General features: G+C 68.0%; 11 protein-coding genes. 6 read left to right on the top strand and 5 right to left on the bottom strand.

Annotated features, from left to right (window positions below):
- Positions 1 to 203: 203 nt before the first annotated feature.
- Positions 204 to 782: an NnrU family protein gene (locus X946_RS22805; RefSeq protein WP_038752692.1), complete on the top strand. Its 579-nt coding sequence runs from the start codon at positions 204 to 206 to the stop codon at positions 780 to 782.
- Between the two features lie 428 nt (positions 783 to 1,210).
- On the opposite strand, the gene X946_RS22795 is transcribed toward X946_RS22805, so the two are convergent.
- Both X946_RS22795 and X946_RS36740 read right to left on the bottom strand, forming a co-directional pair.
- Positions 1,211 to 1,786 carry a hypothetical protein gene (locus tag X946_RS22795; protein WP_152611776.1) on the bottom strand — a complete coding sequence of 192 codons (576 nt, stop codon included), beginning with the start codon at positions 1,784 to 1,786 and terminating at the stop codon, positions 1,211 to 1,213.
- Between the two features lie 163 nt (positions 1,787 to 1,949).
- Positions 1,950 to 2,378: a hypothetical protein gene (locus X946_RS36740; protein ID WP_161788689.1), complete on the bottom strand. Its 429-nt coding sequence runs from the start codon at positions 2,376 to 2,378 to the stop codon at positions 1,950 to 1,952.
- A gap of 114 nt (positions 2,379 to 2,492) precedes the next feature.
- Here X946_RS36740 and X946_RS36735 point away from each other — a divergent pair, with 114 nt between their 5' ends.
- The 3 genes from X946_RS36735 (at position 2,493) to X946_RS22780 (ending at position 4,078) form a co-directional block, all read left to right on the top strand.
- A complete protein-coding gene (locus X946_RS36735) occupies positions 2,493 to 3,101 on the top strand; it encodes a helix-turn-helix domain-containing protein (protein ID WP_161788688.1) in 609 nt (202 codons plus the stop codon).
- A gap of 230 nt (positions 3,102 to 3,331) precedes the next feature.
- On the top strand, positions 3,332 to 3,784 hold the full coding sequence (locus tag X946_RS22785) for a GNAT family N-acetyltransferase (RefSeq protein WP_038752448.1): 453 nt from the start codon (positions 3,332 to 3,334) through the stop codon (positions 3,782 to 3,784).
- 75 nt (positions 3,785 to 3,859) lie between these two features.
- Positions 3,860 to 4,078: a DUF1653 domain-containing protein gene (locus X946_RS22780; protein WP_038752445.1), complete on the top strand. Its 219-nt coding sequence runs from the start codon at positions 3,860 to 3,862 to the stop codon at positions 4,076 to 4,078.
- A gap of 596 nt (positions 4,079 to 4,674) precedes the next feature.
- On the opposite strand, the gene X946_RS22775 is transcribed toward X946_RS22780, so the two are convergent.
- Both X946_RS22775 and X946_RS22770 read right to left on the bottom strand, forming a co-directional pair.
- Positions 4,675 to 5,886 (bottom strand): winged helix-turn-helix domain-containing protein, encoded by a 1,212-nt coding sequence (locus tag X946_RS22775; RefSeq protein WP_038752442.1) that lies wholly within the window; start codon positions 5,884 to 5,886, stop codon positions 4,675 to 4,677.
- Positions 5,887 to 6,307: 421 nt separating this feature from the next.
- Positions 6,308 to 7,705 carry an MFS transporter gene (locus X946_RS22770; RefSeq protein ID WP_038752439.1) on the bottom strand — a complete coding sequence of 466 codons (1,398 nt, stop codon included), beginning with the start codon at positions 7,703 to 7,705 and terminating at the stop codon, positions 6,308 to 6,310.
- Positions 7,706 to 8,216: 511 nt separating this feature from the next.
- On the opposite strand from X946_RS22770, the gene treA reads away from it, so the two are divergent.
- Positions 8,217 to 9,926 (top strand): alpha,alpha-trehalase TreA, encoded by a 1,710-nt coding sequence (gene treA / locus X946_RS22760; protein WP_038752433.1) that lies wholly within the window; start codon positions 8,217 to 8,219, stop codon positions 9,924 to 9,926.
- A 379-nt stretch (positions 9,927 to 10,305) separates the two neighbouring features.
- Here the strand turns inward: treA and X946_RS22750 are convergent, their stop codons facing one another.
- A complete protein-coding gene (locus tag X946_RS22750) occupies positions 10,306 to 11,196 on the bottom strand; it encodes a helix-turn-helix transcriptional regulator (RefSeq protein ID WP_038752428.1) in 891 nt (296 codons plus the stop codon).
- Positions 11,197 to 11,656: 460 nt separating this feature from the next.
- Here X946_RS22750 and X946_RS22745 point away from each other — a divergent pair, with 460 nt between their 5' ends.
- A complete protein-coding gene (locus X946_RS22745) occupies positions 11,657 to 12,481 on the top strand; it encodes an autoinducer binding domain-containing protein (RefSeq protein ID WP_038752425.1) in 825 nt (274 codons plus the stop codon).
- Positions 12,482 to 12,604 lie beyond the last annotated feature (123 nt).

The following is a 12,604-nucleotide window of genomic DNA, read 5'->3' as shown; positions in this document are numbered from 1 at the left end:
CGTCGGCCGATCGCGAGATCGAGCGGGCCTTGCGGGCGTTGCGCCGCGCGCGCGCGGTCGTGAACCGCGCGGTGCGCCGGCGGCCCAGACGAGAAACGATGGTCCGGAGGATGCGGAAGGGCGCGATGCGAGGTGTACGATGCACGGCGGCATCGTATGCCGATTCGGCCGACAACAAGATTTCCCCACCTGGAGACATGCACATGGTCGTCCTGATTCTCGGTTTGGTGATCTTCCTGGGTACGCATTCGATTCGAATCGTCGCGGGCGACTGGCGCGCCGCGCAGATCGCGAGCCTCGGCGAGCGGCGCTGGAAGGGGATGTACGCGTTCGCGTCGGTGGTCGGGTTCGTGCTGATCGTCTGGGGCTACGGGCTTGCGCGCGCGGATACGGCGTCGCTGTGGTTTCCGCCCGTCGGCGTCAGGCACTTGACGGCGCTCCTGACCGCGATCGCGTTCGTGCTGCTCGCGGCCGCCTACGTGCCGGGCACGCGAATCAAGGCGCTCGTCGGCCATCCGATGCTCGCGGGCGTGATGGTGTGGGCGGGCGCGCATCTGCTCGCGAACGGGACGCTGCACGCGGAGCTGCTGTTCGCCGCGTTCTTCGCATGGGCGTTCGTCGACTTCATCGCTTCGCGTGCGCGCGATCGGCGCGACGGCGTTCGCTATCCGGCGGGATCGCTTGTACGCGACGGCGTCGCGCTCGGCGTGGGGCTCGTCGTTTGGGGGCTGTTCGCGTTCGCACTGCATGGCTGGCTGATCGGCGTGCGGCCGTTCGCATGACGGCGCGCATCGCCGCGGCTCGCCGCCTCTCGCGCGGCCCGCGTTTGCACGGCGGGCGCGGCGAACGTCGATCGACGCGCTGCCGAGTCGCGGGGCGCGCGATCGAATCGAATCGATTCGGATGAGGCCGGCGACCGGCGTCGGGCGGAGCGCGCCGGGCGCGTCGGCGGCAAGCGCGTTTCTTTTCTCGCCGGCTGCGCTGGCCCGATGCGTACGTGCCGTCCGACGGCGTCGCCCGCGGCGTCGCGTTCACGGCCGCGCGCTCGTCGGCGCGCATGCGGCGCATGAGCGCGTTGCCTTCGCCTTCGAGTGCCGCTCGTCGACAAGCGGCGTCGGGCAACGCGCCGCCTCGCATTCCGCCCGGCACGAAAAGGCGCGCCGCGTCGCGTATCGGGCGACGCGCCGGCGCGGCGCGCCTTCATGCACGATCACCGGGTGCCGGTCACCGTCGTCGCGGCCAGCACGGGCATGCCGGCAACCGGCGCGGGCGACTGCTGCCGAAGCGCGACGAAGAAGTTGTAGGACCCCTGACCGATCCACGGGATATAAACCGTGTAGCGATTGCCCGGATGTTCGCAATCCACGACGTAGGCCTGGGAATCGCCGGGCGTCGTGACCCACAGGCATGCGTATTCCGCGATCGGGTATTGGTGGGATTCGTCCCACGTCCAGTGAATGGTCGTGCTGCCCGTGCCGCTGACCGGCACGTTGACACGCTGCGGGTCCGCCGACAGGCTTCCGAACGGCGGCGGACAATTCCACATGCAGATCGGCCCCGGTTTCCATTTCTGCGAAGGGGCGCCGGCGAGCCACTGGACGAGTTGTTCCTGTTGCTCCGAAGTGAGACTGGACTGGTCGATGCCGCCGGATGCGCGCGTCGTCGTGTTGGACACGGCCGCGCGGAGCTGGTTGACGTCGAGGTCGCCGGTGTCGGCGCTCGCGGCGCAGACACCGGATACCGCCGCTTGCGCAATCATGGCGATTAATGCGGATTTGATTTTCATGATATCCCCAGGTTCTCGTTAATTGTTGTCGCGAGGAATGCTTGCCGATGCGCGGATATCAGCCGCGGGACGGCTTGAATATCGCGGCGACGGCTGAATGAAACGGGTTTCCCCGCGTGGCCGAGTATATTGAACGCGTATCGCGCGGATGGTGGATTCCCGTCTATTTTTGGCGCGACGGGGCGCCGGCCATGCGCGAGCGTTGAACGTCTCGGCGCGACGGGTAACGATCGGCGAATGCTCGGCCGAATTGATTCAAATCGAAATCGAGCGTTCCTATCTCGTCGCAAAAACGACGTATATCGGGGGCGACGTGGGCGAAACGCATATCGATATCCAGCGATTTTCGACTTTGGACGTGCCCGCGCGCGATCGATTCGAAGTCTGGACGGCCGGCGGCCATTGCGCATATTCGCTCGAGGATTCCGCGAGCGTGCCGTTCGACTGGGACTATACGGGGGCGGCCGTCGGTGCGATGTCGGTCGGCGAGCATCGCTGGCTTCACGCCGCGCGCCGCGCGACGATCAAGGCGACGCGCAACCGGCCTCGGATTCGCGCGGACGGTCTCGACGTCTGTCAATTCACGTTGCATGCGAGCGGTGCGCTCGTCTGGCAGAGCGCATCCGAAACCGGCGTCAAGCGGCCCGACGAGCTATATCTCGTCGACGCCGGGCAACCGTTCGACTCACGGATCGCCGCGGGCTCGATGCTGTGGCTCGCCGTTCCGCGGGCGCTGCTTTCGACGCGGGTGGACAGCTTGCACGGAAGTTCGCTGATGTCCGGCACCGGGCGATTGCTTGCCGATCACATCCGCTCGTTGATTCGCAACCTGCCGATACTGACGACCGCCGAGATTCCCGACATCGCCCGATCGACGGCGCGCCTCGCGAACGCGTGCGTGTCCGGGACGCCCGACGCCGTGGCGGAGGCGGGGCGGGAGATCGGCATGCTGCTCAGGCAGCGCGTTCAGCGGCACATCGACGCCCATCTCCTTGCGCCCGACCTGACGCCCGACTCGATCTGCAAGGCCGTGGGCGTGTCGCGGGCCAAGCTCTACCAGCTCTTCGAGCCGATGGGCGACATCATGCACCGGGTTCGACGCAGGCGGCTCGAGCTGGCTCGGCATGTGTTGGCGAATCCGGCGCGGCCGGCGGAGTCGATCGCCTCCGTTGCGTGGAGGCACGGGTTCGCGGACGAAAAATACTTCAGCCGGGCGTTCAAGGCGGCGTTCGGCCACACGCCGAGCGAGACGCTCGAGCAGGCGGGCGTACGCACGCGGTCGCGGCGCTTTTCCGGGCGGGCGGCGTCGTCCTAGCCGCGATCGTCGGCGTCGCCGTTCGCGCTCGCATCGCACGCCGCGCGCACTCACGCACTCACTCACTCACGCCGCGCGAGGCGCGAGCGCGCGGCGCGTCGAGCACGCGCTTCGACATGCATCCCGCACCGCGAAACGCGCGGCATCGTCGCGTCTCTTGTTGAACGCCTGCGCTTCGCGTTATCGTCTGAAACATTCGCCATCGGCGTTTTGTTTTCCGGAGCCCTGCCGTGTCCATCTCATCGACGTCCGCGCTGCGCTTTTCGACCGACAACGCCGAACTCGACATCGACGCGATTCACGCGTTCCTGCGCGACGAAGCGCATTGGTCGACGGGCATTCCGCGCGACGTGGTCGAGCGGGCGATCGCCGGATCGCTGTGCTTCGGCGCGTATCTCGACGAACGGCTCGTCGGCTTCGCGCGGCTCGTTACCGATCGCGCGACGTTCGCGTATCTGTGCGACGTATTCGTCCTGCGCGCGTTTCGCGGCAACGGCTACGGCCGCGCGCTGATCGATCACGTGTTCGCGCACGACGCCGTGCGCGGGTTGCGCCGCGTGATGCTCGTCACGAGCGACGCGCACGGCCTGTACCGGCCCGTCGGCTTCGTCGCGCCCGCGCATCCGGAACGCTGGATGGAACTGCATCGGCCGAACGTGTACGCGCAACCTGAGGCGCGCTGAGTACGTCGGGCGCGCTGCGCTCGTGCGCTCGCCCGCGCATACAATACGCGCTTGCCGATTTTCAGGGAGCGCATCATGACCGAGCAGGAAGCCGAACGCATCGCGACACATCGTCATTACAAGGGCGGGCTGTACCGCGTGGTCGGCGTCGCGCGGCATTCGGAGACGGAGGAATCGCTTGTCGTCTACGAGCAGCTGTGGCCGAAGGAGCGCAGCCTATGGGTGCGCCCCGAGGCGATGTTCAACGAAACGCTCGACGACGGCACGCCGCGCTTTCGCAAGCTGAGCGGCTGAGCGCGCGACGCGCGGGCGGCGGCCGGGTTGCCTGCGCCGCCGCGATCGAAGGCCGTTCGCGGCGGCGCATCGCGTGCGCGTCGATCCTTGCTCGGCGCGGTCGGCGGCGGGCGGGCCGGTCGCTCGTTTGCGAGAATGCGCGCGGCGTCGATCGGCCGGCGGTTCGTCGGCGAGTCGAACGGGAAGTCGGCGTGCGCGTGGTGGCCGTCTGTTTCGGCGCCGCGGCTTGCGGTGGCGCGCAGCCGTTCGGGACGGCGTGCGGGCGCTTGCGGCCGAGGCCCAACTCTATGCAGTCCGTGCGCGCACGCTGCGGGAAAGCGCGGCGAATCGCATTCTCGTGAAGCGCTTCCTTGTTTCCTTGTCGACGGGCGTCGATGCGAACGGAAAGCGCGACGGGCCGGCACCGGCGACGTTCGTCAGCGCGCGCGGCGGCGGCAGGGGGGTATCGATGGTTTGCCGTCGATGCGGTTTTCGACTTCGACTTCGATTCCGGCCACGCTTCGCTTTCGGCTGTGGCTTCGCTTACGACCTCGGCGTCGCCTTCGGTTTCCATTTCAACTTCAACTTCAACCCGGCCTCGCCATCGTCCGCGTCCGTCATTGCGCGCCAATCGCCCGCGCAATCTCCTTCGGCGCATTGCCGATCGCGATCACCGGCGTCTCGTGCCAGTCGGCGAGCTTGCGCACCGCGCGCCCGACGTCGGCCGCGAGCCCCGCGCCGAGCCGCACGCCCGGCTCGATGTGCACGGCCTTCAGCTCGAACACGCGTTGCGCGCGATGCGCCTTCGCGTCGACGCGGCCGACGAGCCGCCCGCGATGCAGGATCGGCAGGCAGAAGTAGCCGTAGCGGCGCTTGTGCGCGGGCGTGTAGCACTCGATCGTGTAGTCGAAGTCGAACAGCGCCGACGCGCGCCGCCGGTCCCAGACGACCGGATCGAACGGCGACAGCAGCGTCGTGACCGTCGAGCGCAGCGCGCCGTCGCGCGCGGCGTCGACGAGCGGCGCGAGCGCGCGATGCACGAACGCGTCTTCCTTCCAGCCGTCGACCGCGACGGGCAGCAGCTCGCCCGCATCCGCGCGCGCATGCAATGCGTCGCGATACGAGCGCTTCGGCAGCCGGTAATAGTCGGCGATCCAGTCCGCGCGCACGATGCCGAGCGCGCGGCACGTGTTGTCGACAAGGCGCGGCAGCACCGCGTCGCGCGGGAGCAGATCGCGCGCGTCGTCCCAGTCCGGCAGCACGCGTTCCGCGACGTCGTACACGCGTTGGAAGTTGCGCCGCTCGGCGACCATCAACTGCCCGGTCGAGAACAGCACTTCGAGATGGCGCTTCTCGGGCTTCCAGTCCCACCAGCCGTTGCCCTTGCCGGCGCTGCGCGTGAAGTCGGCGGAGCGCACGGGGCCGTTCGCGCGGACGTGCGCGAGCAGCTCGTCGATTTCCTTGCGATGGGTCGCGTGCCAATCGGCCGCGTATTTCCAGCCCATCCCGACCGGGTTGAGCATTTTGTGGCGCATCAGTCCGAAGTCCTCGGTCGGCAGGAAGCAGGCCTCGTGCGACCAGTATTCGAACAGCCTCTTGTCGGCGAGATGCTCGTCGAGCCATTGCGGCGCATACGGGCCGAGCCGGCTGAACAGCACGAGATACGGGCTGCGCGCGACGACGTGGATCGTATCGATCTGCAACTGCGCCATCCGGCGAATCGCGTCGAGCACGTCGGCCTTGACGGCTTTGCGCCGGGGCGGGGTCAGCAGGCCTTGGGCCGCGAGGTGCAGGGCGCGGGCGGAAGCGATCGAGAGCGGAGCGGTCACGAGCGGCGAGAACGATGCAATGGGCGGACGGATGCGCCACTTTAGCGCGAATCGGCGCGCCGCGCCGTGCGCCGCGAAGCATTGCGGCGCGGGCGTCTGACAATCGTTGACAGAAGTCTGTCGGAAGTTTCCTTATAGTCTCATCGACACAAGTACTCTGCTTCCGACGCACGATACCTCTATGGCACGCAGGGAGCGAGTCCGGACGTCTCACCCCCGTCGAGACGGCCGGAGCAGTTCAAGCGGACATCCATGCGGCTTTCAGCCGGCCCCGAGTGGATGTCCGCCGATTTTTTTGGGGCGACGGATTTTCCGCGGCCCAATTCCGATCGAACTCCGAACTCCGAACTCCGAACTCCGAGCGGCGACGCGAAGCGTTCGCCCGTCCCGATTTCCCGTTTATTTCGCACACCCGATCGCATCAGCCGCGCTTGCCGCGCGCGACTTCGTCGCCCGCGTTCGGCGGCAGCCGGCGCGTGATCGGAATCGACGCGAACGAACACAGGCCGACCACGACAAACGCGGGCCAGAAGTCCGACCAGACCATCGTCGGATGCCCTTGCGCCCAATGCGACACGTGCAGCACGAGCGCCGCGACCGTCACGCCGAGGCCGAGCGACATTTGCTGGACGACGCTGCCGAGGCTCGTCGCGCGGCCCGCGTCGCGCGAGGAGATTTCCGCGTAGATCATCGAATTGAGGCTCGTGAACTGCAACGCGGGGAAGATGCCGCCGACGAGCACGATGAGCCAGATCGCGAGCACCGACATGCCCGGATGGAACACGCCGTACGCGGCGATCGCAAGCCCGGCGAACGCCGCGTTGTACATCAGCACCGTCCGGAAGCCGAAGCGCTTGAGCGTGCGCGGCGCGAGCATGCGCGTGAGCGCGCCGCCGACGGCCGACGCGCACGTGATCGCGCCGGAATGGAACGCGCTCATGCCGAGCCCCTCCTGCAGCGTGAGCGGCAGCAGGAACGGCACCGCGCCGAGGCCGATCCGGAACAGCGAGCCGCCGACGACGCTCGCGTGATACGTAGGAATGCGCAGGAAGCGCAGATCGAGAACCGGCCGCTCGACGCGCCGCGCATACAGCACGTAGAAGCCGACGAGCGCCGCGCCCGTGCCGCTCATCGCGAGCGCGGTGCCGCGCGACACGAGCGCGCCGTCGAGCAGCGTGAGGCCCATCAGCAGGAGCGCGGCGCCCGCGGCGGACAGGATGAAGCCGAACCAGTCGAGCGGGCCGGGATCGAGCTCGTGCGTGTTCGCGATGTGCTTGTTCGCGAGATAGATGCCGAGCAGGCCGATCGGCACGTTGATGAAGAAGATCAGCCGCCAGTGCAGGTACGTCGTGATGAAGCCGCCGAGGAGCGGCCCGGCGGCGGGCCCGAAGAGCGCGGGCACGCTCAGGTAGTTCATCGCGCGCACGAGCTCCGTGCGCGGCACCGCGCGGAAGATGATGATGCGCCCGACTGGCACCATCATCGCGCCGCCGACGCCCTGCACGAAGCGCGCGAACGTGAAGAGCTCGAGGCTGTTCGACGCCGCGCACAAGAGCGAACCCGCGACGAAGATGCCGATCGCGGTGCGGAACACGGTGCGCGCGCCGAAGCGGTCGGCGAGCCATCCGCAGATCGGGATGAACACGCCGAGGCCGACGACGTAGCTCGTGATCGCGATGTTCAGCGTGACGGAGTTCTGCCCGAAGTCGCGCGCCATCGCGGGCAGCGCCGTCACGATGATGTTGGCGTCTACGCTTTCCATGAACAACGCGCAAGCGACGATCAGCGGTGCGAGGAAAGCGTAGATAGCAGACGGCATGGCAACGACGCGCGATAAAGACGTCATTATTGCATCGATTGTTGCAGCATGCTTGCGCGTGCAACGACGTGTTGTCGTCGCGCGTCGCCGGCCGCGCGCGGCCCGGGATCGATGCTCGAGGCGCCGCGCCCGCCGGGCGGCGGGCCGGCTGCGTCGCCGGGCGGAGCGTCGCGGCGTCGCGCGCGGCGTTCGGCGAGGGCGCCGCGCGCCGCTCGCGCATCCGGCCGTCGCGACGCACGACGAGCTCGCGACCGCTGCTCGCGCCCGCGAAAGCGCTGCCGCAGCGGCGAGCGGGCGGGCGCGGCGAGAGCGACGCGACCGCGCTCGACGTGCGCATGCGGCGCGCGATGTCGGGCCATATGTGCGTAATGTGCGATGTACCGCTTGCCTGAACGCGGGTTTTCGTGCGAATCTGCCCGCCGCGGCATACGACAGACAAAAGCCGCGACGCACGAGGCCCGCGCGGCAGGAGACCGTATTGCCATTCATCGCGAAAACGGGAGGAGGAGATATGGTCACGCCGCGGCATCGCCCGCTTCAGCTTCATGTTGAGAATCCGTTCCATCGCCGGCTGCTGAATGCGCCCGCCTGGGTTGCGCTCGTCGCTGCGGCCGGCATCGGCTGCACGAGCGCGACGCTCGCTCGCGCCGACTCATCGCCCGCGCCGGCTTCCGCCGTTTCCGCGGCGGCCTTCGCATCGAGCGTCGCGCCGAGCGCCGCTTCGATTCCGCCGCCGCCTAGCCAGCTCTACGGCGATCTCTTCGTCGCGGTGCAAACCGCGCAGATCTTCGAAGACCAGAAGACCTTCGTCGATTCGACGCCGAACGCCGATCCCGCGACGATCGTCCAGCTCTACCAGCAGCAGAAAGGGCAGCCCGGCTTCTCGCTGAAGGCGTTCGTCGCGCAGTACTTCACGCCGCCGTCGGACCAGTCGGTGAGCCCGCCGGCGAACCAGACGCTGCGCGAGCACATCGACTGGCTGTGGCCGAACCTTACGCGCACGACGGCGAGCGTGCCGCCTTACAGTTCGCTGATTGCGCTGCCGAAACCGTACGTGGTGCCGGGCGGGCGCTTCCGCGAGGGCTACTACTGGGATACGTACTTCACGATGCTCGGCTTGCAGGAGGCGGGCCGCGAAGATCTCGTCGACGACATGCTCGATAACTTCGCATACCTGATCGACACCGTCGGCCACGTGCCGAACGGCAACCGCAGCTACTACGTGAGCCGCTCGCAGCCGCCGTTCTTCGCGTACATGGTGACGCTCGCAGCGAAGGTCGAGGGCAATCGCGTCTATCAGAAGTATCTGCCCGCGCTGCGCAAGGAGTACGCGTACTGGATGCAGGGCGAGCGCACGACGCCGCGCGGCCAGGCGGCGCGCAACGTGGTCGCGATGCCGGACGGCTCGGTGCTGAACCGCTACTGGGACGCGAGCGACACGCCGCGCGACGAGTCGTATCTCGAAGACGTGAAGACCGCGCAGCAGGCGAGCGGCCGGCCGGCGGCGGAAGTCTGGCGCGACTTGCGCGCGGCGGCCGAGAGCGGCTGGGACTTCAGCTCGCGCTGGTTCGGCGACAACCAGACGCTCGTGACGATCCGCACGACCGCGATCGTGCCCGTCGACCTGAACAGCCTGATGTTCAACCTCGAGGCGACGATCGCGAAGGGCTGCGCGGTGACGCGCGATTTCGCGTGCGTCGCCGAGTTCGCCGGCCGCGCCGGGAAGCGGGCGGTCGCGATCAACCGCTATCTGTGGAACCGCAACGGCTATTACGGCGATTACGACTGGAAGCTCGGCAAGCCGCGCGAGAACCTGTCGGCGGCGGCGCTGTATCCGCTGTTTGCGGGCGTCGCGTGGCCGGAGCGCGCGAAGCTGACGGCGAAGAACGTGCAGAAGACGCTGCTCAAGCCGGGCGGGCTCACGACGACGACCTACGATACGACGCAGCAGTGGGACGCGCCCAACGGCTGGGCGCCGCTGCATTGGATCGCGCTCGTCGGGCTGCAGCAATACGGCGAGAAGGCGCTCGCGAACGACATCGGCACGCGTTTCCTAGCCGACGTGAAGGGTGTATACGCGTCGCAGGGCAAGCTTGTCGAGAAGTACGTCGTCGAAGGCGCGGGCACGGGCGGCGGCGGCGGCGGCGAGTACCCGCTGCAGGACGGCTTCGGCTGGACCAACGGCGTGACGCTCAAGCTGCTCGATCTGTACGGCGGCTGACGCATGCCGGAGCGGGTGGAGCGCGGGCGGCGGCGAGCGGCTTGCACTGCATCCATTGGTTGCGGATGCAACGATCGCGAGCAGGCAGATGCATGGCCGCGGCTCGCGATCGTCGTCGATGGCGCGTTCGTCGTCGCGCGGTGAGGCTCGGCGAGCGCGCGGCGGTAGCGTGGTGTTTGCGCGGGCGTTGTATCTTGCGTCTTCGCGTCTTCGCGTCTTCGCTTTTTCGCTTTTTCGCCTCTTCGTTCGTCGCATGCCGGCGCTTTGCGTTCGCCTTTCGGGCGCGCCGCTCGTTGTCCGTTGCCGCCGCCGGCCCGCGGCGGCGTCTCTTTCGATCTCGCGATCGCGCGCGGCCGGTCGCCGTGCGTGATCACGCGAATCAGATCAATCCGCGCGCCGACGCGAAATAAGTCAGCTGAATCCGGTTCGCGACGCCGAAGCGTTTGCGCAGCTTGCGCAGATGGTAGTCGACGTTGTGTGCGCTGGTGTCGAGCCGTCGGCCGATCTCCTTGTCGGACGCGCCTTCGGCGATGCCGATGAGCAGCTCGCGCTCGAACGGCGTGAGGCGCTCGGCCGCGCGCTCGCGCGACGACGCGATCAGTTGCGGCGCCGCGAACCGGTGCGCCGACAAGCCGAGCGACAGCACCTGCTCGAGCGTCGCCGACGAGATCCAGTCGCGCGAGCGGCGCGGCGCGGTGAAGCTCGCGAACGCATGCATGCGCGTGCCCGGCACGGGCATCGAATACATCACGCCGCTGCACATGTCGTCGTCGTGCATCACGCGCAGGAAGCCGTCGAGCGCGTCCGCGCCGCGCGGCGCGTGGTCTCGCGCGAGCTGGCGCAAATCCCAGACGACGGGCATGCTCGATGCGCGCGAGCCGAGCATCCGCGGATCGACGTCGTAATGGCGGCGCCGCACGTAATCTCCGCGATACGCGGCGGGCGTGAACGCTTCGTGCAGGTACAGGCATTCGGCGGCGTCGCGCGTGAACTCGAGTGCGAAATAGGCGAACGTCGCGAAGCCCATCAGCCGCAGCAGGCTCGTCGCGATGCGGCCGCATTCGGCGGTGCCGCGCGCGCTCGCGAGCATTTCCGCCACGCCCAGGCGCGGCGCGAAGCGCGGCTCGGCATCGGTCGCGCGCCTCGCGTGGCCGCACCAGACGACGTCGATCGACTGCGCGTCGCGCGCCGCGCCGCCGGGGTTCGCGCACGACACGGGTCGCGCGACTGCCGCGGCGGCGGCGTCCTCCTGCACTGCAATGTCCGACATGACGAAAAACCTCGCGGCGGTGGCCCGATGCCGTTCGATCGAACGGACGGACGCGGTGTGCGATCGCCACGTGCACGCTCGTGACGAGCGCGTATGCGGCTCGTGTGCTCGCGACGCGAACCGACTGCGGCGCGCGCGTTCGCGTGTGCGACGCGGACCCTTCCATCGTGCGCGGCGTGGATGCGCATGTCGTTGCCTCGCACGTCGCAAATGCGCACGGCGCTGACGCGCATGCCGCAGGCGCGCGCATTGCGGACACGCTCGCCCGCGCCCGACATCCGCACGTCGCAACTCGCGCCCTTGTCGCGGGCGAAGGCATTGTACAAAGCGGCACGCTTGCGCGTAATATCCCGTAATACTAACCGCGCAGAGCAGCGCTACGAAAGCGCGAATCAAAGACCACTTGCATGCCGGGGTTCCTGCGCAACAGCGTCACGAACACAGGAAGCCGATTTTCCCCATGAAAATTGCCGACAGCGCGCCGCGCATCGAATGGTTCTCGCATGCCGAGCTCGCCGCATCGCGTGGAGAATTCGCGCCGCGCGATGCACATTCTTCCGTCTCGTCGTTCGCTGCATCGCACGATGGGCCGCGCCGCGCGTCGTTCGACGTCGCGGACTGCGATGCGCGCTTGCGCGCGGCCGGCTTCACGACGCTCTGCTACGGCGCATTCGAGCTGATCGGCCAGCAAATGCTCGCCGCATATCTGCTGCGCGAGTTCGCGCCCGTGTCGTTCGTGCGCGCGTACGTCGAAGGCCGGATGTTCGAAGCCGATCCGCGCTTCGCCGAATGGCGGCAGGGCGTTTCGCCGGTCGCGTGGCGGCTCGACGAGCTCGACGCGCACGCGCGCCGCACGGGCGAGCGGCGCATGCTCGCGCTCGTGAATTCGTTGCGTGCGCATGCAATGCACAGCGGCGTGATCTTTTGCTGGCCGGTGCCGCATCTCGATTTGCGCGTCGCCGTGAGCCTCGCGTCCGAGGCGCACGACGCGTGGTTCGACGATCGCGTGATCGGCTGCGCGCTCGCGCTCAGCCTCGACGTGCATCGCGCCGCGCAGCCGCATCTCGATGCGCGCGTCGGCGGTGCGCGCGCGTTCGTGCTCGAGGACGGCGAGGCGGCCGTGCTCGAGCGGCTCGTGCACGGCCTGTCCGATCAGGAAATCGCCAACGCGCTCAGCACCTCGCTGCATCGCGTCGGCGCGCAGATCCGCACGCTCGAAAAACGTTTCAACGCGCGCAATCGCGCGCAGCTCGCCTATCTCGCGGCGCGACGTCTGCGTACATGACGAATCGCGCATCGAACGCGTGTTGGATGACGCGGCGCAACAGATCGGCGCATCGTGTACAAAATCGCGACAGCAGAATTAATTTTTCACTGGAAAAAAATGAACGCTGCAAGCCGGATTAAT

The sequence above is a fragment of the Burkholderia sp. ABCPW 111 genome (assembly GCF_000773065.1).
GTDB classification, from domain to species: Bacteria; Pseudomonadota; Gammaproteobacteria; order Burkholderiales; family Burkholderiaceae; genus Burkholderia; species Burkholderia savannae.
Note: the sequence above shows the minus strand (reverse complement) of the source record. Positions and strands in the feature narration are given on the sequence as shown.